Here is a 24,104-nt window from a genome sequence, read left to right on the forward strand (position 1 = left end):
GGAGGCAGCATGCAACGACGCACGTTCCTCAGAAGCACAGCGGTCGCAGCACTCACCGCAGTGCCCCTCACCACCTCGCTGTCGGGGAGCGCATCGGCGGCCGACATACCGGTGGCCTCCCTGGCCGCACTCCAGAGCGCGATCAACAGTGCCGCACCCGGTGACCGGATCGTCGTCGCCGACGGCACCTACACCGTGCCGTCGGGCAGTGCGATCACCGTCTCCGGCAAGAACGGCACCGCCGCCGCGCCCATCACCATCGTCGCGAAGAGCCGGGGCGGTGTCGTCCTGCGCGGTCAACGCGGCTTCGCCCTCAGCAACGCGAGCAACATCACCATCAGCGGCTTCGCCTTCCGGCAGAGCACCAGGATGGAGATACCCGAAAGCTGCTCGTCGATCCGACTGACCCGCAACGACTTCCAGTTCGCGGACACCGGCGACAAGGACTGGGTCGTCGTGCGGGGGGACAGCACGAAGATCGACAGGAACCACTTCCACGGCAAGACCACCCTCGGCGTCTTCCTCGTGGTCGAGGGGCCTCTCGCCGACAGCTCCCGCAAGACCGAGATGGCCCAGAACGTACACATCTTCAAGAACCACTTCTCCGACCACAGCTTCACGGGGGACAACGGCGGAGAGCCGATCCGGCTCGGCTCCAGTGGCCGGGCGCTGTCCGGTGCCAAAGCCGTCGTGGAGTACAACCTGTTCGACCGTTGCGACGGGGACCCCGAGGCGATCTCGGTGAAGTCCTCGGACAACACCGTCCGGTACAACACCGTCCGCGACAGCCGAGGCGGGATCGTGCTGCGGCACGGCAACCGCACCCGGGTGGAGGGCAACTACCTGATCGACGGCAAGGACGGCATACGCCTCTACGGAAACGACCACCTGATCGTCAACAACCACGTCAGCGGGATGTCGGACAACGCTCTGGTGATCGGCAGCGGATCCACCCGTGACCACAACTCGGGCGAGACGGAGGACGAAAGGAGGGGGAACGATGCCTGCGACCGCGTGGTGATCGTGCACAACTCCCTGCTGAACAACGCCAAGACGCTCGTGGGCGAGAACCGGACGTACGCACCGCAGGACGTGGTCGTCGCCGACAACCTGCTGGTCGGCGACTCCGGCAGCCTCGTCGCGATGGGAGCCACCACCCGCTTCACCTGGCAGACCAACATGCTCTGGGGCGGCGCCGCCAACGGCAACATCCCGTCCGGCGGCTTCACCCGGGCCGATCCCCGGCTCGTCCGGGGCCAGGACGGCGTCCTGCGACTGTCGTCGGGCAGCCCGGCGATCGGCGCGGCCACGTGGGGGAGCCCGGGTGTGGCCGACGACATCGACGGGGACCAGCGGGGCAGCGTGCGCGACATCGGCGCCGACGAGTACGCGACGGCTCCCGCTCTCCGGCACCCCCTCACGGCTGCGGACGTGGGCCCGAACGCGGCATGACCGGCGCCCGGTGACGGGGCGGCCCGATCCGTCCGCCCCGTCACCGGGTGGCCCACGCGAGTCGCACGACAACGGCAGGAAGGCAGTGGAGTGGACGAGGACGTCACCGAGAACGTCACGCAGGTTGTCACCGAAGACCTCACCGAAGACGTCACCGAGGATGTCACCGGGGAGAAGAGGCGCAGCGTGGCGGACGATGCCCCGAGCCGTCCGCCGTCCGGTACCGGCAGCGGCGCGACCAGGCTCGGCCTGTGCTCGGTCACCTTCCGTCGGCTGCCCGCCGCCGAGGTCGCGCGGTGCGCCGAGGCCGCGGGCCTGGAGGTGGTCGAGTGGGGAGCGGACGTGCACGCGCCACCGGGGGAACCCGACACCGTCCGCGCGGTCCGTGAGGTGTCCGACCGGTCCGGGCTCGCCTGCTGCTCGTACGGTTCGTACTTCCGCGCCACCCCGGGCGAACTGACCGAATTCCCCGCTGTCGCCCGGGCCGCGGTCATCCTCGGAGCGCCGAGGATACGGGTCTGGGCGGGCACGACCGGATCGGAGGCCACCGCGCCGGACGAGCGGCACACGACCGTGGCCTGTCTGCGGGAGGCGGCCCGGATCGCCGCTGACCACGGACTGGAGCTCGCACCGGAGTTCCACCGGGGGACGCTCACCGACACCGTCGCCTCGACTGTCCGGCTGCTGGACGAGGTGGACTCGGACACCGTCCGCACCTACTGGCAGCCGCCGCTCGACGTCCCCGACGAGGAAGCACTGTCCGGACTCGCCGAGCTCGGCGACCGGGTCACCGCCGTGCACGCCTTCTCGTGGTGGCCGGGCAACAGCAGGCTGCGGCTGGCCGAACGCGAGGGCCTGTGGACCGCTGCCCTCCGCCTGCTGAACGGCCGGGGCGTCGAGGCGCTGCTGGAGTTCGTACCCGGCGACGATCCCGCCGTGCTGGGGCGCGAGGCCGCGACGCTGCGGCGACTCGCAGGACGACGACCGACGCGCCAGCCGTAGCCGACCGGCACGCGACAGAGCGACGATCGCCTCGTCTCTCACACGCGCCCCTCACCCGACACCAGGACGGCAGACATGCACATCAACGCGGACGACACGCTCCTGTTCATCGGCGACTCCATCACCGACGCGGGCCGCGACCGGACAGTCGCCACCTCGCTCGGCGACGGATACGTCCACGAGATCGCGCGGACCCTGCGCGACCGGGCGACCGCCGGTCCCGGTCCCGTTTCCGCCCCGGGCCGCGCCCCCCGGATCATCAACAAGGGACTCAACGGCAATCGTGTGTACGACCTCGAATCCCGCTGGACCACCGACGTCACCGCTCTCCGGCCCACCGTGGTCACGGTCAAGATCGGAATCAACGACACCTGGCGGCGATACGACAGTCAACTCCCCAGCCCCGTCGACGAGTTCGAAGCGTGCCTCGACCGCCTGCTGAAGGGCACCACGGAGACCCTCGGCGCACGGCTCGTCGTCATCACCCCCTTCCTGCTGCCCGTCACCCCGGAGCAGGAGGACTGGTTCGACGACCTGCTGCCCCGTACCGACGCCGTCCTGCGAGCGGCTCGGGACAACGGGGCCCAGGTGGTCCGCGCGGACCTCGCCCTGCGCCGCGCGGCACAGGAACGGGAGGCGGCGGAACTGGCCCCGGACGGCGTCCACCCGAGCCCTCTCGGCCACCGGCTGATCGCCGACGCCTGGCTCACCGAGGTCGATGCCCGCACCCCGGCCCCGCGCCGGTAGCGCCCGTCACGCCGCCCGCCCGGTCCCGCGCACCCTAATTCGGTTGCGCCTCCGGCCCGCCTGCTGCATCGTGCGGCAAGCAATCCGTACCACCCGCCTCCGTACCCCCCGCAAGGAGACATCACATGCGCCGACTCTCCGCGTTCCCTCCGAAGGTCATTCCCACCACTTCAGAGAACCGGATTGTCTGTGTACACGAAGCAGCACGCATCGACGGGCGCCCGCACCCACACGCGCCCCGTCTCCTCCCCGACCGCCTCTGACGTCCTCAACCTGGGCATCCTGGCCCATGTGGACGCGGGCAAGACGAGCCTGACCGAACGGCTCCTGCACTTCGCCGGTGTCGTCGACGAGCTCGGCAGCGTGGACGCGGGAAGCACCCACACCGACAGCCTCGCGCTGGAGCGCCGACGCGGGATCACCATCAAGTCCGCCGTCGTGTCGTTCGCGCTCGACGGCCGTACGGTCAACCTCATCGACACCCCCGGACACCCCGACTTCATCGCCGAGGTGGAACGGGTACTCGGCGTACTCGACGGTGCCGTCCTGGTGGTGTCGGCGGTCGAGGGCGTCCAGGCGCAGACCCGGGTCCTGATGCGCACCCTGCGACGGCTGCGCATCCCGACCCTGATCTTCGTCAACAAGATCGACCGCAGGGGCGCCGAGGAGACCGGCCTGCTCCGCTCCCTCGGCGAGCGGCTCACCCCCGCCCTCGCCCCCCTGGGAGCGGTGCGTGACGCGGGCCTGCCCACCGCCTCCTTCCATCCGTACGCGGACGGGGACGGGGACACGGACGGGGACACGGACGCGGACACGGCCTTCGCCGACCGCCTCGGCCAGTGCCTCGCCGAACAGGACGACACCGTGCTGGCGGCGTACCTGGACGCCCTGCCGCACCCCCTGCCGTCCACCCGGCTGCGCCAGGAACTCGTACGGCAGACCCGACAGGCCCGGATCCACCCGGTGTTCTTCGGCTCGGCCGCCACGGGCGCCGGCATCGACGCCCTCGCCCAGGGCATCAGGGAACTGCTGCCGCGCGCCGGGGGAGACCCCGAAGGGCCGGTGTCGGGCACGGTCTTCAAGGTCGAGCGGGGCGAGTCCGGGCAACGGACCGCGTACGTCAGGCTGTTCGACGGAACGGTGCGGGTACGCGACCACGTGACCCTCCGGCAGGGCCGGGGCGAGACCCGCGAGGGCAGGGTGACCGGGGTGCGGGTGTTCACCGAGGGCACCTGTGCCCGCTCCGACACGGTCCCGGCCGGTCGGATCGGCCAGTTGCTCGGCCTCGTCGACGTACGCGTGGGCGACACGGTGGGCGAGAGCGGCCCGCGTACGACGGCGGGCCAAAACTTCGCCCCGCCCACCCTGGAGACCGTCGTCGCGCCGGTCCGTCCCGGTGACCGCCGTGCGCTGCACACCGCACTCGTACAACTCGCCGAGCAGGACCCGCTGATCGGGCTGCGGCACGACGAGATCCGGCGCGAGGTCTCCGTCTCGCTGTACGGGGAGGTGCAGAAGGAGGTCATCGCGACGACGCTCGCCGAGGAGTACGCGATCCCCGTCTCGTTCTCCGCGACGACCACCCTCCACGAAGAGCGCGTCAGCGGCTGCGGACAGGCACACGAAATGAGAGGGGAGGGCGGGAACCCCTTCGTCGCGACCGTCGGACTGCGCGTGGAGCCTGGGCCGGAGGGCAGCGGCGTGGACTACCGGCTCGGTGTCGAACTCGGGTCGATGCCCCACGCGTTCCTGCGCGCCGTGGAGGACACCGTCCGCCGGACCCTCCAACAGGGCCTGTACGGCTGGCAGGTGAGCGACTGCGCCGTCACGCTCACGCACTCCGGTTTCTGCTCCGTCACGAGCACCGCCGCGGACTTCCGCCGCCTCACCCCACTGGTCCTCATGACGGCCCTGCGCAGCGCCACGACGACGGTGCACGAGCCGGTGCACGAGTTCCGCCTCGAAGTCCCCGCAGGAGCGCTCGGCCAGATCCTGCCGCTGCTGGCCCGGCTGCGTGCGGTACCGGCGCCACCGAGGATCGAGCGGTACGGGTGCCTGCTGACCGGGGAGATCCCGGCGGCCTCCGTCGACGTGCTGGAACGCGGGCTTCCCGGCCTCACCGGCGGAGAGGGGCTGTGGGAGTCCTCCTTCGCCCGTCACCGGCCGGTGCCGGGCGCGCGACGGCCCCCGGCCCGGCCGCGCACCGACCACAACCCGCTGCACCGCGAGGAGTACCTGCTGCACGTCCTGCGCCGGGTGTGAACCCCGCCCGCCCGAGCCCGCTCCCGGACGGCACGCGACGCCCGGGAGCCGTTCGTGGGCGTCGTGTGCCGTTCCGGTGCGACGGTCGTGGGCGTCGCGTGTCGTTCCGGTGCGACGGTCGTGGGCGTCGCGTGTCGTTCCGGTTCGACGGTCGTGGGCGCTGTGTGCCGTCCCCGCGCGACGGCGCGAAACGCCGAACAGGTCATCTGTCCCGGACTCTTGACTGACTGTCAGGACCACGCCATTCTCGTCGGGACCTACGCGCGGGTAAGTTGTGCGCGTGCCCATCCCGGACCGAAGGCAGCCCGGATGACCCTCCTTCGCAGACGCGGCCTCTTCGCCGCTGTACTCACCCTCCTGCTGGCCCTCGGCATGGCCTCCCCACCGGCCGCCGGTGCCGACACGCCGTGGTGGGAGCCCACCGCCCGGCCCGCCGCCGACTCGCAGCTCAACGTCACCGGCGAACCCTTCAAGGGCACCGACGCCCAGGGCAAGGTCCGGGGCTTCGTCGACGCGCACAACCACGTGATGTCCAACGAGGGCTTCGGCGGCCGCATCATCTGCGGCAAGCCGTTCTCCGAGGCGGGCGTCACCGACGCCCTCAAGGACTGCCCCGAGCACTACCCCGACGGCGCGCTCGCCCTCTTCGAGAACGTCACCGGCGGCGCGGACGGCCACCACGACCCGGTCGGCTGGCCCACGTTCAAGGACTGGCCCGCCCACGACTCCCTCAGCCACCAGCAGAACTACTACGCCTGGCTGGAGCGCGCCTGGCGCGGCGGCCAGCGGGTGCTGGTCAACGACCTGGTCTCCAACGGCCTGCTGTGCTCGATCTACGCCCGCGACCGGGGCTGCGACGAGATGGACTCCATCCGTCTCCAGGCCCGCAAGACCTACGAGATGCAGGCGTACGTCGACAAGCTGTACGGCGGTCCAGGCAAGGGCTTCTTCCGCATCGTCACCGACTCCGCCCAGGCCCGCCAGGTGGCCGCGCAGGGCAAGCTCGCGGTGGTGCTCGGCGTGGAGACCTCGGAGCCCTTCGGCTGCAAGCAGATCCTCGACGTCGCCCAGTGCGGCAAGGACGACATCGACCGCGGCCTGGACGAGCTGAAGAAGCTGGGCGTCAGCAGCATGTTCCTGTGCCACAAGTTCGACAACGCGCTCTGCGGGGTGCGGATGGACAACGGCACCATCGGAACAGCCGTCAACATCGGCCAGTTCCTGTCCACCGGCACCTTCTGGCGCACCGAGCAGTGCGCGGGACCGCAGCAGGACAACCCCTCCGGCAACGTCCCGGCCCCCGCCGAGGTGACCAAACTGCTGCCCGCGGGCGTCAAGGTGCCCGCCGACAACGGCGGCAAGTGCAACGTCCGAGGACTCACCGGCCTCGGCGAGTACGCCGTCAAGGGCCTGATGAAACGCAACATGATGCTCGAACTCGACCACATGAGCGTCAAGGCGGCTTCGCGCACCCTGGACCTGCTGGAGTCCGCCGCCTACCCGGGCGTGCTCTCCAGCCACAGCTGGATGGACGACAGCTGGCTGGAACGCCTCTACCGCCTCGGCGGCTTCAAGGCGTCGTACATGTCCGGCGCCGACGGCTTCGCCAAGGAGTCCGCGGGCACCAGGCCGCTGCGCCAGAAGTACGGCGTCGGACTCGGCTACGGCACCGACATGAACGGCGTCGGCGGCTGGCCTGGACCGGTCGGCCCGGACGCTCCCAACGCGGTCACCTACCCCTACCGCAGCGCCGACGGCGGCTCCGTCCTCGACCGCCAGCGCACCGGCGAACGCGTCTGGGACATCAACACCGACGGTGCCGCCCACGCCGGTACGGTGCCCGACTGGATCGAGCAGATCCGGCTCAGCGGCGGCCAGGACACCGTGCAGGACCTGATGAACGGCGCGGAGTCCTACCTCACCACCTGGGGGGCGACCGAACGCCACCAGGCCGGGGCGAACCTCGCCTCCGGTGCCCCGGCGAGCGCCAGTTCGACGGAGTGGAACCCGTTCACCAGCTACGCCGCCGGGCGGGCCGTGGACGGCGACAACGGCACCAGGTGGGCCAGCGACTGGTCCGACGACCAGTGGCTGAACATCGACCTGGGCGCCGCCCGCACGGTCGGCCGGGTCTCCCTCGACTGGGAGTCCGCCTCCGCGCGGGGCTACCGGATCGAGGTCTCGGACGACGGGACCGCCTGGCGGACCGTGTGGTCCACGGACAACGCGGACGGCGCCCTGGACACCGCCGTGTTCACCCCCGTACAGGCACGGTACGTCCGGGTGCACGGCACGGCACGGGCCACCAAGTACGGCTACTCGCTGCGGGAGGCCGCGGTCTACGCCCGCTAGCCGACCCCCGTGAGGACCCGGCGGATCACTCCCGTACCAGCAGCAGGATCTGGTCCGCGACGGTGTCCAGCACGTCGGCGGCCCTCGCCTCGTCGCCCAGGACGAGGAAGGTGAGGGTGAGCCCGTCCGTCAGCGCGGCCAGATACCGGGCGGCTGTCGGCTCGGGCACCGTCAGCTCCACGCCCAGAAGGGCGGGGAGCTGACGGAGCACCGTGGTGTGGGCGCTGAGGTAGCGCTCGTACTGCCGCCGGGCCAGATGCTCGTAGCCGGGCTCCCGCAGGGCGTACTGGGTGAGTTCGTACGTCAGCATGTGCTCGCCGGGATGGGCCAGCACGTGGTCCCAGTACGCCTGCAAGCCGGCCCGGATCGTCTCGCGCAGCGTGGACTTGCGGGTCAGCCGGGCCAGGACGTCCGACTCGGAGTGCTCGGAGATGGTGTCCATCACCGCCTCCAGCAACTCCTGCTTGGAGCCGAAGCAGTAGTGGAAGACGCTCAGCGAGACCCCGGCCTCCGCCACGACGGACCGCGTCGTGGTCTTCGCGACGCCGTCCCGGGCCATCACCCGGATCGCCGCCTCGACCAGTTGTCTCCGCCGCTGTGCCGCCGGCAGCCGTCCCATGGCGTTCCCCTCCCCCTGACCGGCGCCAGCATACTGATGCACGCTGATCGGGGCCGCGCGGTGCCGTCAGGCCAAGGCGAGGTGGGCAGGAAGGCGTCGGTCAGCTGCGGAAGGGGCCCGTCACCTCGTAGGTGATGCCGCCGGAGGAACTGCCGCTCGTGCCGCGCTGGCTGGAGAAGTAGAGGCGGGTGCCGTCCGGGGAGAAGGCAGGGCCCGTGATCTCCGAACCGGACTGGCCGGTGAGGCGCAGGAACGGGGTCACCACGTTCTCCCGGGTGATCACGCAGATGTCCATGGAGCCGCCGTCCTCCGCGACGAACAGGTCGCCGGAAGCGCTGCCGGTGACGTTGTCGACGCCGGTCAGCGGGGCGCTCCCGCCGGTCACCAGCGAGTCGTCGTAGACCAGGTCGAGGGTGGAAGCGGCGGCGTCGTACCGCCAGACCCGGTTGTCGCCCTTGGTCGTGAAGTAGCAGACGCCGTCCGCGTAGTAGCAGCCCTCACCGCCGTTGAAGCGCTTCGCGCCGGACACCTGGGAGCGGGTGGACTGGGACGCGCCGGACGGGTCGGGGACCTTGGCCCAGGTGACCGGGCCGCTGGTGCCGGAGCCCATCTTCAGTACTTCCAGCTGGCCCGAGGCCAGATTGCCCCAGGTGGTGGGGGTGAAGCGGTAGAAGCACCCGTCGGTGACGTCCTCGGTGAGGTAGACGACCTTGCGATCCGGGTCGGCGGCGGCCGCCTCGTGCTTGAACCGGCCCATGGCGTCTCTCCGCACGGCCGCCTTCACACCCCACGGGTCCGTTTCGAAGACGTACCCCCGGTCGACCTCCTCACAGGACAGCCACGTGTTCCACGGGGTCTTGCCGCCCGCGCAGTTCTGCCGGGTGGAGGAGAGGATGCGGTGGGCCCCGGTGATCGCACCGGTCGACGAGAAGCGGATCGCGCCCGCACCCCCGGACGGGTTGACCTCCGAGTTGGAGACGTAGATCCACCCCGTTCCGTCCGCGTAGCAGGCGCCGCCGTCGGGGGCCGGGTGCCAGGTGTACGACGTTCCCGCCACCTTCTGGCCGGAGCGGGCCACCACGCGGCTCTGGAACCCGGACGGCAGTTGCACGCCGTTCGCGTCGGCCGCGCCCAAGGACCCGTACGGTCCTGCGCCCGGCTGTGCGGGATCGGCGTGGGCGGCGCCCAGCCACAGGGAGCCGCTGAAGGCGGTCGCGGACGAGCCGATGACGGCGGCGCGCAGGAAGGTACGGCGTTCCATGAGCGATCACTCCAGGTTCCGGGGCCGGTTGGCAGGCAGAACGTAGGGTTCCGGGATGGACGGCGCGGCAACGCCCGCTGAACGGGCGGGGAAGAGCGCGCACGCGTGTCCCGGGCGACGCGTGCGCCGTGGCTGCGCGGACGCGAATGCGCCTAGCACACGCGTGTTCTGACGGTACGTCACCCAGGCGTTCCGTCCCCCCTCATCGCCGCTCCTCCACCCCCTTCAGGAACGCCGCCGCCACCGGCCCCGCGTCCTTGCCGCCCGAGCCGCCGTCCTCGATCAGCACCGCGAAGGCCAGGTCGCCCCGGTAGCCGATGAACCACGCGTGCGTACGCGGCGGAGTCGCGTCGCCGTACTCGGCCGTGCCCGTCTTCGCGCCGGGTTCCCCGCTCATGCCGCGCAGCGCCTTGCCGGAGCCCTCGGTCACCACCGCCCGCATCAGCGTGCGGAGTTGGGAGGCGACCGGGGGCTCCAGCCGCACCGGGGCCTTCGCCCGCTGCTTCACGGCGGCGGGCACGAGCACCGGCTGCCGGAACGTGCCGTCCTTGACGGTCGCCGCCACCGAGGCCATGACGAGGGGGCTGGCCTGCACCCGGCCCTGCCCGATCATCGCCGCGGCCTGGTCGTTGGCGCTGGTGGCCACCGGCACCGAGCCGTCGAACGTCACCGCGCCGACGTCCCAGCTCTGCCCGATGCCGAACGCCTTCGCGGTGTCCGTGAGCGAACTCGGAGTCAGCCGGTCGCGTTGCGCGATGATGCCCGTGTTGCAGGAGTGGGCGAAGTCGTCGGCGAACGTGGCCCCCTCGGGAAGCTCGAACAGATCCTGGTTCTCGAACCTCTGCCCGTTGACGGTCACGTACTTCGGGCACGGCGTGGGTGTGCTCGTGCTCATCCCGCCGCCGATCAGCGCCGCGGCCGTGACCACCTTGAAGTCCGAGCCGGGCGGGTACTGGCCGCGCAGCGCCCGGTTCTCGCCGGTGGGCGGATTGTCGGCGGCGGCCACGATCTCGCCCGTGCTGGGCCGGACCGCCACGATCGCCGCGTTCTTCGACAGCCCGCGCAGCGCGGCCTCGGCGGCCTTCTGGGTCGACTTGTCGAGAGTGGTGCGTACGGGACTGCCACCGTCGCCCTTCGAGGTGTGCAGGGTGGCCAGGGTGCGGCCGGTGCTGGTGCCCACGATGGCCACGCCCGACGCCGCCCGCCCGGCCAACTGCTTCTCGTAGCGGTAGTGCAGGCCGCTGGTGCCCGGCGCGCCGACCAGGGCCGGGGCGAGCCCGTCCAGCGGGGTGCCGTCGGCGGACAAGATCTCCGCGCGCCGGGACTCGGTCGTCGCCGCGAGCTTGCTGCCGTCGGTGAGCCGTGGGTGCACGACCGCCGGGCTCCAGGCCACCCGCCAGTCGTCGCCCGTACGCACGAGGGGCGCGACGGAGTCGTACGTGAAGCGGTCGCCGCCCTTCAGGTGCAGGGTGACGCGGAACGGGTAGAGGTCGCCGTCCCGTCCGCTGCTTCGCCCGCCGTCCCGTTCGCCTCGCCGTAGCTCGAAGCGCGCACCGGGCAGGTCCTTGGCGTGGGCGGTCAGCCGGGCGGTGGCCCGGGCCGGGTCACTGGTGGCGCGCCCGGCCGCCGGTGCGTCGCCGGACGCCCACGCGTCGAGGAAGGCGTCGACGGCCACGGCCCGCGCGTCTTTCTCCTCGCCCTGGAGCAGCAGCCGCCAGGCGGCGGTGCCCGCACCGGCGACCAGCACCAGGACGAGGACGAGGAGCAGGAAGGGGCGCCGCCTCGCGGCGCGTCTCGTGTCGGACATGGGGCGATCGAAACAGTCGCAGCGCGTCGGCGTCCAACAGTCCTATGCCGATGATCTCCATACCGAAATGACTATGATGCCTGTTCATGGACCTCATCAAGCACGTGCGGTACTTCGTGGTGGTCGCTGAGGAACAGCACTTCGGGCGGGCCGCGGCACGCCTCGGGATGGCGCAGCCGTCGCTGTCGCAGCGCATCCAGCGACTGGAGAAGGAGTTCGGGGTCAGACTCTTCGACCGCACCAGCCGGGGAGCGGAACTGACCGAGGGCGGTCGGCTGGTGCTCGCCGAGGCCCGGCCGCTGCTGGAGCGGGCCGACGCCCTGGAGGGGACGGCGGCCAGGGTGCGCAGCGGAGCGGCAGGGCTGCTGCGGGCCGCGGTGCCGCCCGAGTTGGACAGTGCGGTGGTCGCCGCGCTGGTGGGCGGGTTCCGCGAGGGCTCGCCGGGAGTCCGCCTCGAACTGCGGGAACGGGGCGCCCAGGCGCAGTTGGCGGAACTGGCGGCCGGGAGCCTGGACGCCGGAGTGCTGCGGCACCCGGTGGACGTGGCGGGCCTCGCGCTGGGCGAGGTGATGTGCCGCCCTCTCGGGGTGGTCGTCCCGGACGACGGCACCGGCACCGGCACCGACACTGGCACCAGCACCAGCACCAGCACCAGCACCAGCACCAGCACCGGTCCGGCAGGACAGCTGGCGCTCGCCGAACTCACCGGCCGTGACCTGGTGCTCTTCCCCCGGCAGTCCGGGCCCGCACTGCACGACGAGATCCTCGCCACCTGCCGCAGGCACGGTTTCGAACCCGGTACGGTGATCGCCGGCCGCGATCCCGCGTTCGTCACCGGCATGGTGCTGTCCGGTACCGCCGTCGCCTTCGCCCCGCGCGAGCGCGAGGTGCCCGCCGGAGCGGTGTGGCGCGCGCTTGCCGGGGCACCGCTCCTGGAGCGGTTGTCGGCGGCCTGGCTGCGCAGCCGCCAGGGCGACCCGGCGGTGGAACTGTTCGCTGCGGTGGTGGAAGAGGCGTTGGCCGAGTACGGAGGAATGATCCCGGTGGCACAGACCGTCGCGGCAGGGCGCCCCTGGGCGCCGGTCCCGCGCCTGGGATTCACGGTATGAGCGGTATGAGCGGCACGAGCGGCATGGGCGGTAGGAGCGCTGTGAGCGGTAGGAGCGCCATGAGCGGGGCGGCGACCGGCGCGGTGCGCGCCCGGCTGCGCGCGGTGTTCGCGGACGCGGGCGTCACGGGCCAGCTGCACGCGCTCGACCTGGACAGCGGCGCGGAGGTGGGGATCGGCGCCGACGCCCTGGTCAGCACCGCCAGTACGCACAAGCTCTGCCTGGCCGTGGCGGTACGGCGGCTCGCCGACGCCGGGCACCTCGACCCGAAGGAACAGGTCGAGGTCCCGGTCCACGGCCGTACTGCCGGAGGCACGGGCGTGGCCATGCTCCGCGACCCGGTCCGCATGTCGCTGCGGGACCTGCTCGCCCTCGCCCTCACGGTCAGCGACAACGCGGCGGCGGACGTGCTCTACGACCGGGTCGGCCTGGACGGCGTGAACCGGGCCATGGCCGCACTCGGGCTGACCCGCACCGTGGCCGTCCACACCGGGCGCGACCTGCTCACCGCGATCGACGAGGACTGTGGCGGAGACCAGGCGCGCCTGCTGGTGGACCCCGGCCTGACCGCCCGCCTGCGCGTCTTGGACCCCGAGCGCACGAACCGCAGCACCCCGCGCGAGCTGACCCGGCTGCTCGCCGCCGTCTGGCACGACGAGGCGTGCGCGCCCGAGGGCGCGGCCGAACTGCGGTCCGTGCTCGCCCATCAGGTCTGGCCGCACCGGCTGGCGTCCGGCTTCCCCTTCGACGACGTACGAGTGGCGGGCAAGACGGGCACGCTGCCGACGCTCCGCCACGAGGTGGGCGTCGTCGAGTACCCGGACGGCGGACGCTACGCCGTCGCGGTCTTCACCCGCGCCGCCCGCACGGCCGCGAACCAGCCCGCGGCCGACGCGGCCATCGGTACGGCGGCCCGCCTCGCGGTGGAATCCCTGCGCGTGCCGCCGCGACGAGGGGCATGAGCAGGTCCGGCGGACGTTCGGTACCCGGTGGGCGTCCGGCGTCCGACGTCCGGCGGACACGGGTGTACGCGCGTGGCGTTCGCGGCGTCGGGGAGTGCACCCCGTGACGACTCGCCCCGGCCTCACGACACTTGGGGAAGGTGGAGTCGCACGGCGATGAAGTGGGCGCGATGGCTGGAGGACGGGGACGGGGACGGGACGAGGGCGCGCGGCCGGAGCGGGTGCGGGGCGTGCCTTCTGGGGGATCGGCAACGGGCCGGTTCAGTGGGTGAGGAACCGCATCAGGGGGCTGCCGCCCGGAGTCACGCGGCGGTTCGGAGGCACTCCGCCGCCGACCAGGGGCGAGACCAACGGCAACCGGCCGACCGGGGAGGGCGGAGCGTCAGGCAACCCCTTCCTGGGTCGGGGGAGCTGGCGGATCAACCGGCATCCCTCCCCGGGGAGCGGCAGCCACCCGACAGGACACCGTGCGCCCAGCCCGCCCCCAGCCTCCGGCGGCACCGGAGGCACCAACACCCCGCCCTCCGAAGGCACTTCCCCCTCTTTCCTCCAGCCGGACGCTTCGGTGTCGTCCGACGCCTCCGCCGCGCCGGACGCGAGCCTCACACCGGACGCCGCCGCAGCGCGGCCTCGTTGTAACGCAGGCCCAGCGAGGCCGTCCTGGTGAAGTACGTGCCCAAGGTGCGTACGCAACTGTGCGATTCGACGATCTGGTAGTACCAGACGAACTGGATCCTGCGGCGCACGAAATGCCGCCCCCTGGCCGTACTGTGCTGCCTCGCACACTTTCCGTAGCAGCATTGTGGAGTCCGCTGCGGCGGACCGGCAGTCGAAGCGCTGAAGTCCGCGGGGGCGGCGCTGCTTCTACGGCGTTTGGACGGGCCCGTACGGTGCTCCGTGCTGACCCGTACTGCGACAGCCGCCCCGGTGTACGGGACGGCCGGGCGCGTCGGCCGGGCGCGTCGGCTGTCCGCAAGGCGTACGCGCCCGGCCGTGGCGTCGCCCCTCAGCCGGCGAGTTCCCCCAGCAGTGCCCAGGTGCGGCGGCGGTCGGCCTCTCCGGCGATCTCCGTGCCCGCGAACACCACCTCCGTCGCCCCGGCGTCCCGGTAGCGCCGCACCTCGGCGGCGACCTCCTCCTCGTCGCCGATCACCGCGACGTCGACGGCCCGCTGTCCCCCGGAGAGCTCGATGGCCCGTGCGTAGGACGGGAACTGCTCGTAGAACGAGAGCTGCTCGGCGGCCTTCTCCCGTACGGCGTCCGCGTCGTCGGTGACCACGCCGTACACCAGGGCGACGATCCGGGGCGCGGGCCGCCCCGCTGCCTCGGCCGCCGAGGTGACGGCCGGAACGATGTGCTCGCTCAGCGCGCGCGGCCCTGCCAGATACGGCAGGATCCCGTCCGCCAGCTCACCGCTGACCCGCAGCGCCTGGGGGCCCATCGCGGCCACGAGCAACGGCACGCCGCCCTCGGCCCCCGGCACGCGCGCGGAGATCGGTGTCGTGGCGGTGAGCAGCTCGCCGTGGAAGTCGGCGTTGCCCGTGTCGGTCAACTGCCGCAGTGCGGTGAGGAATTCACGAAGGCGCGCGATCGGCCGTTCGTACGGGATGCCGAAGCCCTTCTCGGTCAGCAGCTTGGTGCCGAGCGCCAGCCCGAGGTGGTACCGGCCGTGCGTGGCCGCCTGGGCGGTCTGGGCCTGGCTGGAGACCAGGAGCGGGTGGCGGCCGAAGACGGGAATCGCCGAGGTGCCCACGTGCAGCCCTGTCACCTCCCGCCCCACGATCGCCGCGAGTTGGGGTGAGTCCGGACCGAAGGTCTGTCCGAACCAGGCCGACTTCAGTCCGGCGGCCTCGGCCTCGCGCGCGAGCTGCACGGTGGCATCGATCTGGTTTTCGGCGTCGGTCGCGCTGAGCGCTACTCCGGTAGTCATGTCAGCAGAAACGAAAGGGAGTTGGCCGCGCATTCCGCTCTCGTGTTACGTCTCTTTGTCTTTCGTGTGTACGCGGCCCGGCACACGCCGCCGCTCAGGGAAGCGGTACGGTCCCGTCCGAAGGCTCGGGTGCGGGGCTGTCGAGCTGGTCGCGGAGGTAGTTCCAGATGACGGCCAGCAGCGCGGCGACGGGCACCGCCAGCAGGCTGCCCACCACACCGGCCAGGTTGCCGCCCAGCACCACCACCATGAGGACCACGCCCGCGTGCAGTCCGAGTCCTCGGCTCTGGATCATCGGCTGGAAGACGTTGCCCTCCAGCTGCTGGACCACCACGATGATCGCCAGAACGATCAGGGCGTCCGCGAAGCCGTTCGACACCCAGGCGATGAGCACGCAGACGAAGCCCGCGAACAGGGCTCCGACGATCGGTACGAACGCGGAGACGAACGTCAGCACGACCAGCGGCAGCACCAGCGGCACGCCCAGGATCCACAGGCCGATGCCGATGAACACGGCGTCCAGGAGCCCCACCAGGGCCTGCGACCGTACGAAGGTGCCCAGGGTGCGCCAGCACCGCTTGGCCACGACCGGGAGGTCGGTGGCGGCCCGGCCCGGAAGCTGGCGGGCCAGCCACGGCAGGAAGCGCGAGCCGTCCTTGAGGAAGAAGAACATCAGGAACACCGCGAGGACCGCGGTGACCAGACCGTTGACCACGGTGCTGACACCGGTTCCGAAGGCGGTGAGCACACTGCCCGCACTGTCCTGGATGCGCTTGACCGCTTCGTCGAGCGCGCTGGTGATCTGGTCGTCACCGATGTTCAGCGGCGGCCCCGAGGCCCATTCCCGCACCTGCTGGATGCCTGCGACCACGCTGTCGCTGAGCTGCCCCGCCTGGGACGCCACCGGCATCGCGATCACCGTCACGACGCCCGCGACGACCAGCAGGAAGACCAGCGTGACCAGTCCCGCGGCCGGGGCCGGACGCCAGCCGTGCCGACGCAGGAAGCGCGCGGGCGGCCAGGTGAGGGTGGTGAGGAGGAGGGCCACGACGATCGGCCAGAACACCGACCACATCTGCCCCACCAGCCACAGCACTGCTGCGACTGTTACCAGGACCAGCAGCAGATCCAGAGATATACGGGCCACCCGTCGGAGAGCGGCGGCGGATTTCACAGAACTCAACATGCCGGACATTCTGTCAGCCATAAATGGCCATTGCTGACGCGAAGTTGACTGCCCGGCCGCACGGCTGACTGCCCGGCCTCACGCCTCGGCGAGCAGCGGGTCGAACGGGGTGGTGCGCTGACGGCCCGACATGAACGCGAGGAACTCCTTCACGAAGGCGCTGCGGGTGTACGTCGCACCGTCGGCCCCCGTGGCCTCGCGGTGGAACGCGGTGCGGAACAGGGCCCGGTACTCGTCGGCGTCGATGTGCTGGCTGCCGTCCTTGTCGGTCACGTCGAAGAGGACCTCGGCCACCCTGATGAGCGCGGGCCCGGCGAGGGAGGGCGCGGCGGCGGCGTACTCCTGGGCGCTGACGCTGCCGTCGCCGTCGGTGTCGAGGGCCGCCTGGAGCTCCCGCCACCAGTCCGCGAACGCCTGGTAGAGCCGGGTCTCCTCGGGTTCGTCCAGGTCCAGACGGCTCGCGAGCTCGCGGGCCATGGCGGCGAGATCCGGCCAGTCCAGGGAGCCGTTGCCGGTCTGGTCCAGCACCTGCCGGAAGAAGTCCTCCGCGTCGTGCCGGTGCGCGGTCGCGGTCGGCGGCGTCGCGTACCCGGTGGGCGTCGCGTACCCGGTGGGTTCCGGCCGGTCGGGAAGCGGGGAGAGGAGCCTGAGCAGGGCACCGGCCCGCTTCACCCGGGAGTGCAGGGCCGCGACGGTGCGGGCGCGCGGGTCGTCGCTGTCGGGTGTCAGGGAGAGCAGGCTGATGACGTTCTCCGGCGCGATCCAGCGCGCGGGCAGGAAGCGGGTCAGCCCGACGGCCAGGTAGGCGCCCTGCATCAGGGTGTGCGCGCCGGGCATCTCGGGCAGCCCCGCGCGACGGCGGAAGGGCTCGGGGAGCGAAGCCACGGCGATCGCCCCGACGACGGGGGCGACCAGGGCCCGGCCCGTCGCCCACAGGGTGGGCAGGCCGCTCAGCAGCGGGGGAGCGGGGAGGTGGTCGAAGAGCTTGTACAGGATGACGCGCATCGCCTCCGTGTTCTCCAGCTCCTCGGCCACCACCTTGTCGTAGTACGGCCAGAACGCGGTGAGGGTCTCGGGCAGGTGGCCGGGCTCGTCGCCCATTTCGCCGAGCATGTCCTGGAACTCGGCGTACAGCTCCTCCATGAACTCCTGCTCCAGGGGCTGCCCGCTCAGCCGGAACATCGTGACGGAGCTTTCGAAGAGGGTGGCCACCACCCAGGCGCGCGCACCGGGGTCCATGGCGTCGTACGGCCGGTTCCTGGCGTCGGTCCCCTTCAGCCGGGCGTGCATGCGGTTCAGCCGCGCCGCCTCGCGCTCCCGCGTCTGCTCGTCGGCCCCGACCATGCGCTGCATGCTGAGGAAGGTGTTGCGCAGGCGCCGCCACGGGTGGGCGACGAACGTGGAGTTCTCGATGAGGGCCGCGCCGATCGCCGGGTGCGCGGCTTCCAGCACCGTCGCCCGGATCATGGCCAGGGCCCACCGGGGGTCGTCGAAGAACGAGGCGAACCGCGAGTCCGGACTTGCCGGAGGGCCGCTTCGGGTACCGGAAGGGGGTGTGTCCTGGAGGGTCACGGTCGGGTCGCTCCGATCTCGTTCGGCAGCACGCCGCCGAAGCGGCGGTCGCGCAGCCGGTAGGCGTGCAGGGATGCGAGGAAGTGGGAGGCGCGGAAGTCGGGCCACAGGACGGGCGGGAAGACCCACTCGGCGTAGGCGACCTGCCAGAGCATGAAGTTGGAGATGCGCTGCTCGCCGGAGGTGCGGATCACCAGGTCCACGTCGGGCGTGTCCGGATACGGAAGGTGGTCCGCGAAAGTCTGCTCGGTGACGGCGTCGGCCGGGGTCCCACTGCGCAGGAGCGAGCGCGCGGCCTCGACGATGTCCCGGCGTCCGCCGTGGTCGAAGGCCACGGTCAGGGTCATGCCCCGGTTGTCGCCCGTCAGCGTCATCAAGTCGTCGAAGTCCTGGGCCAGTGCGACGGGAATGCGCGGATCGCTCACGCCGAGGAAGCGGCAGCGGATGCCCCGTGCGTGCAGGAAGAACGCGTGCTTGCGCACCACGCGCCGCACCAACCGCATCAGGAAGTCGACCTCGTTGCTCGGCCGTCCCCAGTTCTCGGTGGAGAACGCGTACAGGCTCAGCCACCCCACTCCGGCCGATCGCGCCGCCTCGATGACGTCGATCACGGCTGCCTCCGCGGCGCTGTGCCCGAAGGTCCGCGGCTGCGAACGCGACTGCGCCCACCTGCCGTTGCCGTCCATGACGCAGGCGACGTGCCGAGGCACCCGACGCTGCCCGCCGGTCTCCCCGTACCGAGGATCCGAGGCGGAGGAGGGGCTCCCCCGATCAGCTTCCTGCTGCATGTCCATGCCCTTCCCGCACGCGGAGCGACGCGGTGTGCTGTGCTGTGCTGTGTGAGCTGACCTGATCAACACGAACAGCGTGCCACCGAATCACCACATGGAGTAAGGGGTACCCGATGGGTTCACTCTGTGAACACCCGTTCGGGGAACGGGCATTCCGGTTGACCGGGCCGGGGTGGGGCGGACGCCTTCGGGACGTGCCGGGCCACCCGGGCCGGTGACCGTCGGGCAAGGCGTCTGCGCCAGCAGCAGTGCCAAGTCCCCGTCCGTCGTCGTCAGGCCCTTGGCGTACGCGTCCAGCGCGAGGTGTCCGCCGCCCGGGCGGAGGCGACACCGGCGAAGAGCCCGAAGGGGGGTCGGCGAGACCGCCGTCGGCGATCCGGAGGGCCTCGCGGAACAGTGGGTGACCGGCGGCCTCACGCACCCGGTCGGCGGACACGGGGGCACTCTCGACGTGTCCCGATTTCGGACGATCTGTCCGGTCAGCCGGTGAGCGGCAGCTTCGCGAGACCCCGCCAGCCGTCGGGCGTGAGGGTGACCACGTGCACGGTGGAGACCTCGGTACGGATCGGCAGGCGGCCGGTGACGCGGTGCGCGATGTCGGCGGCCGTGTCGGCGTCGGCGTCCAGTGCCACGGTGACGTGCACCGGCGGATCCTGCCCGAACCGGCCCCCGTACGGGACCTGTTCGGGGAACGCGGTGCGCACGGCGGTGGCCAGGGCGTGCAGTTCGGGCACCGGGACGCCGACGAACCCACCGGTCCGCTCGGCCTCGGCCAGCAGGACCGGAATCCGGTCTGCTCCCGCCGCGCCCCGCACCAGTGCGTTCCGCAGCCGGTCCAGCTCCGCCGCACCGATCCGCCCGGCGGCCAGCCACGGATAGAGCAGCGCCGCGTGTGCCGGGACACCCGGTCGCACCGCGCGGGCGTCCACCCCGGCGGCGAGGTCCAGCAGAGGGTCGGCTTCCGGCAGAAGTGCCAGGACGGCCGTGGTTCCCGGTGTGGGCATCGCCGTCCTCACCCGCTTTCCGCGTCGCGGCCCGCCATGACGTCGCGCCGAAGTCCGAGTACCGCCTCCGCCGTCTCCTCTGCGGTGAGTCCGGTGGAGTCGAGGACGTTGTCCTCGTGGGGGCCGAGGTCGGCGAAACCGTCGTAGATCTGGCCGAGTACCTCCCGGTCGGTGAGCGGGTGCTGGGAGCGGGACGTCCCTCGGTCGAGCGCGGTCTGCCGGTCGGGCCGCAGCACCACGTACGTCAGCCCGACCCCCGCGGCCTTCGCCGCCTCCTCGTACGCCTCCAGGAACCACGGCCCGATCACCCCGTCCACCACCGTGTGATAGCCCCCTGCGGCGTATCCGGCGGCCGCCCGGGCGGTCACCCCGGTGACGGTCTCGTTCTGCGCGTGTGCCCCCGGCAGGTACGGCGCCACCGCACCCTGCTTGATCGCCGCGTAGAAGTCGTCCGTGTGCAGATGCACACTGGGCGAGAGCATGCTCTCGGCCAGGATGCGCGCGACGGTCGTCTTCCCCGACCCCGAGGGCCCACTCACCAGAATGATCTCCATTCCCCTCACCCTAGGTGAGCCGGGCCCGGTGGTCGGAGCCACGGGGGAACCCGGGCGTCTCGGACGGGCTTCGTCACGGGCCGGGATGCGACCCGGGCACACTCAAAACGTGCCGACGCCTTCGGCCCACCGCGAGGGTGGCGACGGCGGCCACCGCGAAGGAGAGCAGGGAAGCGCTCATCCAGGGCTGGACGGTGAGACCCACGGTGTCCTGGAGCCAGGCCCAGAAGTCGGACCAGCCCGCGATCTTCGTGGGGGCGATCAGCTGGTAGGCGGCGAAGCCGAGTGCCCAGGGCACGAGCATGACCCAGCGGGTGGGGGCCTGCTCGGAGACGTCCCAGGTGCGGTGGCCGCCGAGGACGAAGAAGTCCACGACCAGGACGGCGAACATCGGGATGAAGACCGCGCCGATCAGGTAGAGGAAGCTGGCGTAGCTGTCCATGTTCACCAGGAGCGCCAGACCGGTGGCCAGGCTGCCGCTGATCAGGCACAGGACGCGGCGGTCGGCCCGGGGCAGCAGGTTCTGGGCGGAGACCGCGGTGGAGTACACGTTCGCGAAGGACTGGTCGACCTCGCGCAGCACCAGGACACCGAAGCAGACCACGCCGACGCTGGTGGCGGTGAAGGGGTCGAAGACCTTGTACGGGTCGGTGCTGTCGAACGCGATCATGGCGAGGGCGGCCACGCCGAGGACCGAGCCCGCGATGCCCGCGAGGGTCTGGCCGACGACCAGGCCGCCGAACGCCTCCTTCTCGCTGCGGGAGTGCCGCGCGTAGTCGGCGACCAACGGCAGCCAGGAGATCGATACGGCGATCACGCTGTCGGCCGCGAACCAGAAGTCCTTCCAGGAGCCGCCCTCCATCGGGATGCCGCGCCCCGCCAGGTCCCAGCCCAGGTAGAGGATGGCCAGGACGACGGCGACGGTGACGTAACGGCGGATGATGCGCAGGGCGCCCAGCGGGCGGAGCGTGAGCGCGGTCGTCACCGCGCCCGCGACGAGCACGTACAGCCAGCCGGGTCCCGGGTCGCCGAAGACCTGACGGGCCAGGATCTTCAGGCCGGTGGAGATGACGACCAGCTCGAAGACGGCCCAGCCGACCATCTGGAGCACGTTGAGGACGGTCGGCAGGTAGGACGCCTTCGCGCCGAACAGGCCGCGCAGCAGGACCATCGAGGGCGCGCCGGTGCGGGCCCCGGTGATGGCGGCGAGGCCGAGGGCGGCGGTGCCGATCAGGGTGCCGACGACGGACGCGGTGACGGCGGCGGCGAACGACAGGGTCGGACTGCCGGTGCCCAGCGGGTCCAGGACGACCAGCATGCCGCTGAAGCCGAGCAGGCTGACGCCCAGGTTGGCCCAGAAGGCGCCCTGGTCGAGGCCGGTCAGGACCTTGGGCGTGGGCTGGCCGAGGGTGAGCGGAGCCTCGTTCGCCGGGGCCGGTCTCGGGGTGGTGGGTTCGACGCCGGTCGTCACTTCGCGGGCTCCGAAACCTGGGCGGGAGCGGTGTCGAAGGGCCAGGACTCCATCCGCCAGGCGGCGTCCCAGAACATCCACTCCCAGGTGGACGCGGTCGTGAAGGCCGTGCGCATCCGGGCGCGGGTGGCCGGGTCGACCTGGTCCGCGAGCCGGTTGACGATCTGTCGGGCGTGCTCGGTGGCGGCTTCGAACTCCTCGTCGGCGTACGTGCCGATCCAGTCGCCGTACGGGTGGGCGGCGAGGTCACCGGCCTGTTCGAGGAGCGCCCGGCCCACCTCCGCGTAGATCCAGAAGCAGGGCAGGACCGCGGCGGCCAGCTCGGGGTAGCCCTGGGTGTGGGCGACGGACAGCAGGTAGGAGGTGTATCCGGTGCAGGTGGGGGAGGGTGTCCAGGCGTCGACGTCGACGACGTTGCTCTCGTGCAGGGAGCTCTCGACGACGACGGCGTCGTGGGCGGACTTCGCGAAGAACGCGATGTCCTGCGGCCGGTCCGCCTTCGCGGCGGCGCTGGCCAGCGCGCGGGCGTAGTCGCGCAGGTAGTGGGCGTCCTGGGCCAGGTAGTGGACGAACTTCTCCCGGTCCAGGGTGCCGTCGCCGAGGCCCGTGACGAACGGCAGCTTGTCGATGGCCGTACGTATCCCGGCCGTGTCGGTCCACAGCTCGTCGCAGAAGGTCGTGGTCATGCAGATCAGCTCCAGTACGGGTGGAAGTGGTGGACGGGACCGTGGTCGCTGCCGACCCGCGGGGTGTCGGCAGCGCGCAGAGCCCCCGTCAGGTGCTCCTGCGCGGCGCGGACGGCGGTCTGCCAGTCGTCGCGCTGCGAGCGGTCGCGCGGCACCGCCACCGCGTCGGTGGCGAGGAGGCGGTGGCCGCTGGTCGAGACCATCACGGGGGCGAGGACGACGTACCGGGGACGGTGCCGCTCCAGGGCGTCCGCGACGGCTGCCGCGACGACGGCGTCCACCGGGACGTCGGCGAAGAGTGTGTGGAGCTGTTCGGTGACGAACGCCGCGGGTACGGCATGGATATGGATGCCGGTGACGCCCTGGAGGCAGCATCCATCGTCAACACCCTTCCTACGCCGGCATTACCCGGTCCAGGTTCATGCGGTCGGCGGCAAGGGGAGAAACTCCCGTCCGCCCTCTCAGCCCGGCTACTCCCGAGCTCCCGCGGTGGTCGTCACGCAATGTACCCCCCTCAGGCCGAGTCCTTCGTACCGAGGTGGGTGAACAAGTCCGCCACCAGAGGCGCCATGTGCTCCTCAAGATAGAAGTGCCCGCCAGGGAAGGAACGTGTGACGAAGGCCGACCGGGTCACCTCGGACCACGCCTTCGCCCCGTCCTCGTCCACCCTGTCGTCCCGGTCCCCGTAGTAGGCGCAGACGGGAATGTCCAGAGGCGGCGACGGTACCGCTGCCGTGTACCGCTCGATGAGGCGGTAGTCGGCCCGTATCTGCGGCAGCAGCAGTTCCCGCAGCTCCTTGTTGGCGAGGGCCTTCGCGGTCGAGCCGCTCATGGCGGCGAGCTCCTCGACCAGCTTCTCGTCGGTCGCGTCGGCGAGCCCTCGGGAACGGTTCTTGCCCGGCCCCGCTCTGCCGGAGACGAACAGCGCACGGGGCCCGACCGCGCCGGGCGCCGCCGCCAGGCGTACCGCGACCTCGAACGCGACGGACGCGCCCATGCTGTGGCCGAAGAACGCCAGGGGACTGCTCGCCAGGCTCGCGCAGGCATCCGCGAGCGAATCCGCCAGCTCCTCCATCCGCTCGACCGGCGGGTCGAAGATCCGGTCCTCACGCCCCGGGTAGCGCACCGCCAGCAGTTCCACGTCATCGGGCACCAGAGGAGCCCAGGAGCGGAAGAAATTCGCCGCACCCCCGGCATGGGGGAAACAGACGAGACGAAGGCGCGGGGCACCACCGCCTCGTATCAGCCGGAACCACGGGGAAGCCGATGTCCCCTGGGGCCTCGCGTTCATCACCGCTCCTCTTTGTCGTCGCTGCCGAACTGGCGTGTCCTGCCCC

At 71.5% G+C, this 24,104-nt stretch carries 21 protein-coding genes and 1 riboswitch; of the genes, 7 read left to right on the plus strand and 14 right to left on the minus strand.

What is annotated here, in order from left to right; all coding sequences use genetic code 11:
• Positions 1-9 precede the first annotated feature (9 nt).
• The 5 genes from OG897_RS28710 to OG897_RS28730 all read left to right on the plus strand — a co-directional run bounded on the left by OG897_RS28710 (position 10) and on the right by OG897_RS28730 (position 7,815).
• A complete protein-coding gene (locus OG897_RS28710; protein ID WP_266661196.1) occupies positions 10-1,452 on the plus strand; it encodes a polysaccharide lyase 6 family protein in 1,443 nt (480 codons plus the stop codon).
• Between the two features lie 90 nt (positions 1,453-1,542).
• On the plus strand, positions 1,543-2,454 hold the full coding sequence (locus tag OG897_RS28715) for a sugar phosphate isomerase/epimerase (RefSeq protein ID WP_266661197.1): 912 nt from the start codon (positions 1,543-1,545) through the stop codon (positions 2,452-2,454).
• A gap of 75 nt (positions 2,455-2,529) precedes the next feature.
• The gene (locus OG897_RS28720) at positions 2,530-3,201 is read left to right on the plus strand and encodes an SGNH/GDSL hydrolase family protein (protein ID WP_266661199.1); all 672 of its coding nucleotides are present in this window, start codon (positions 2,530-2,532) and stop codon (positions 3,199-3,201) included.
• 291 nt (positions 3,202-3,492) lie between these two features.
• A complete protein-coding gene (locus tag OG897_RS28725) occupies positions 3,493-5,463 on the plus strand; it encodes a translation factor GTPase family protein (protein ID WP_266662471.1) in 1,971 nt (656 codons plus the stop codon).
• Positions 5,464-5,772: 309 nt separating this feature from the next.
• Positions 5,773-7,815, plus strand: a complete 2,043-nt coding sequence (locus OG897_RS28730; protein ID WP_266661201.1) for a discoidin domain-containing protein — start codon at positions 5,773-5,775, stop codon at positions 7,813-7,815.
• A 25-nt stretch (positions 7,816-7,840) separates the two neighbouring features.
• Here OG897_RS28730 and OG897_RS28735 read toward each other — a convergent pair whose 3' ends face one another.
• The 3 genes from OG897_RS28735 to OG897_RS28745 all read right to left on the minus strand — a co-directional run bounded on the left by OG897_RS28735 (position 7,841) and on the right by OG897_RS28745 (position 11,502).
• Positions 7,841-8,434, minus strand: coding sequence for a TetR/AcrR family transcriptional regulator (locus tag OG897_RS28735; protein WP_266661203.1), 594 nt, complete (start codon positions 8,432-8,434; stop codon positions 7,841-7,843).
• 100 nt (positions 8,435-8,534) lie between these two features.
• Positions 8,535-9,695, minus strand: a complete 1,161-nt coding sequence (locus OG897_RS28740; protein ID WP_266661205.1) for an alkaline phosphatase PhoX — start codon at positions 9,693-9,695, stop codon at positions 8,535-8,537.
• 202 nt (positions 9,696-9,897) lie between these two features.
• Positions 9,898-11,502 (minus strand): penicillin-binding transpeptidase domain-containing protein, encoded by a 1,605-nt coding sequence (locus OG897_RS28745; protein ID WP_266661207.1) that lies wholly within the window; start codon positions 11,500-11,502, stop codon positions 9,898-9,900.
• Positions 11,503-11,588: 86 nt separating this feature from the next.
• Here OG897_RS28745 and OG897_RS28750 point away from each other — a divergent pair, with 86 nt between their 5' ends.
• Positions 11,589-12,611, plus strand: coding sequence for a LysR family transcriptional regulator (locus OG897_RS28750; protein WP_266661209.1), 1,023 nt, complete (start codon positions 11,589-11,591; stop codon positions 12,609-12,611).
• Positions 12,612-12,670: 59 nt separating this feature from the next.
• Positions 12,671-13,573: a serine hydrolase gene (locus tag OG897_RS28755; protein WP_266662473.1), complete on the plus strand. Its 903-nt coding sequence runs from the start codon at positions 12,671-12,673 to the stop codon at positions 13,571-13,573.
• Between the two features lie 602 nt (positions 13,574-14,175).
• Here OG897_RS28755 and OG897_RS28760 read toward each other — a convergent pair.
• From OG897_RS28760 to OG897_RS28810, 11 genes are all read right to left on the minus strand, one after another.
• Positions 14,176-14,319: a hypothetical protein gene (locus tag OG897_RS28760; protein WP_266661211.1), complete on the minus strand. Its 144-nt coding sequence runs from the start codon at positions 14,317-14,319 to the stop codon at positions 14,176-14,178.
• 260 nt (positions 14,320-14,579) lie between these two features.
• On the minus strand, positions 14,580-15,503 hold the full coding sequence (locus tag OG897_RS28765; RefSeq protein ID WP_266661213.1) for an LLM class F420-dependent oxidoreductase: 924 nt from the start codon (positions 15,501-15,503) through the stop codon (positions 14,580-14,582).
• 94 nt (positions 15,504-15,597) lie between these two features.
• Positions 15,598-16,698 carry an AI-2E family transporter gene (locus tag OG897_RS28770; RefSeq protein ID WP_266661215.1) on the minus strand — a complete coding sequence of 367 codons (1,101 nt, stop codon included), beginning with the start codon at positions 16,696-16,698 and terminating at the stop codon, positions 15,598-15,600.
• Between the two features lie 69 nt (positions 16,699-16,767).
• Positions 16,768-18,261, minus strand: coding sequence for an oxygenase MpaB family protein (locus OG897_RS28775; RefSeq protein ID WP_266661217.1), 1,494 nt, complete (start codon positions 18,259-18,261; stop codon positions 16,768-16,770).
• Positions 18,258-19,049 (minus strand): polyprenyl diphosphate synthase, encoded by a 792-nt coding sequence (gene uppS, locus OG897_RS28780; RefSeq protein ID WP_266661219.1) that lies wholly within the window; start codon positions 19,047-19,049, stop codon positions 18,258-18,260. Before uppS ends, OG897_RS28775 begins: the two co-directional genes overlap by 4 nt.
• A 482-nt stretch (positions 19,050-19,531) precedes the next feature.
• Positions 19,532-20,056, minus strand: a complete 525-nt coding sequence (locus OG897_RS28785; protein ID WP_266661221.1) for a 2'-5' RNA ligase family protein — start codon at positions 20,054-20,056, stop codon at positions 19,532-19,534.
• An 8-nt stretch (positions 20,057-20,064) separates the two neighbouring features.
• Positions 20,065-20,610, minus strand: a complete 546-nt coding sequence (locus OG897_RS28790; protein ID WP_266661223.1) for an AAA family ATPase — start codon at positions 20,608-20,610, stop codon at positions 20,065-20,067.
• Positions 20,611-20,683: 73 nt separating this feature from the next.
• The gene (locus OG897_RS28795) at positions 20,684-22,081 is read right to left on the minus strand and encodes a cytosine permease (protein WP_266661224.1); all 1,398 of its coding nucleotides are present in this window, start codon (positions 22,079-22,081) and stop codon (positions 20,684-20,686) included.
• Complete coding sequence (tenA, locus tag OG897_RS28800; protein ID WP_266661225.1) at positions 22,078-22,767, minus strand: thiaminase II; 690 nt, start codon at positions 22,765-22,767, stop codon at positions 22,078-22,080. Before tenA ends, OG897_RS28795 begins: the two co-directional genes overlap by 4 nt.
• A gap of 5 nt (positions 22,768-22,772) precedes the next feature.
• A complete protein-coding gene (locus tag OG897_RS28805) occupies positions 22,773-23,117 on the minus strand; it encodes a bifunctional hydroxymethylpyrimidine kinase/phosphomethylpyrimidine kinase (protein WP_323188126.1) in 345 nt (114 codons plus the stop codon).
• A 22-nt stretch (positions 23,118-23,139) separates the two neighbouring features.
• A riboswitch (TPP riboswitch) is annotated at positions 23,140-23,265 on the minus strand.
• A gap of 16 nt (positions 23,266-23,281) precedes the next feature.
• Positions 23,282-24,058 carry a thioesterase II family protein gene (locus tag OG897_RS28810; protein ID WP_266661226.1) on the minus strand — a complete coding sequence of 259 codons (777 nt, stop codon included), beginning with the start codon at positions 24,056-24,058 and terminating at the stop codon, positions 23,282-23,284.
• Between the last annotated feature and the right edge of the window lie 46 nt (positions 24,059-24,104).

The sequence above is a fragment of the Streptomyces sp. NBC_00237 genome (assembly GCF_026342435.1).
Lineage (GTDB): Bacteria > Actinomycetota > Actinomycetes > Streptomycetales > Streptomycetaceae > Streptomyces.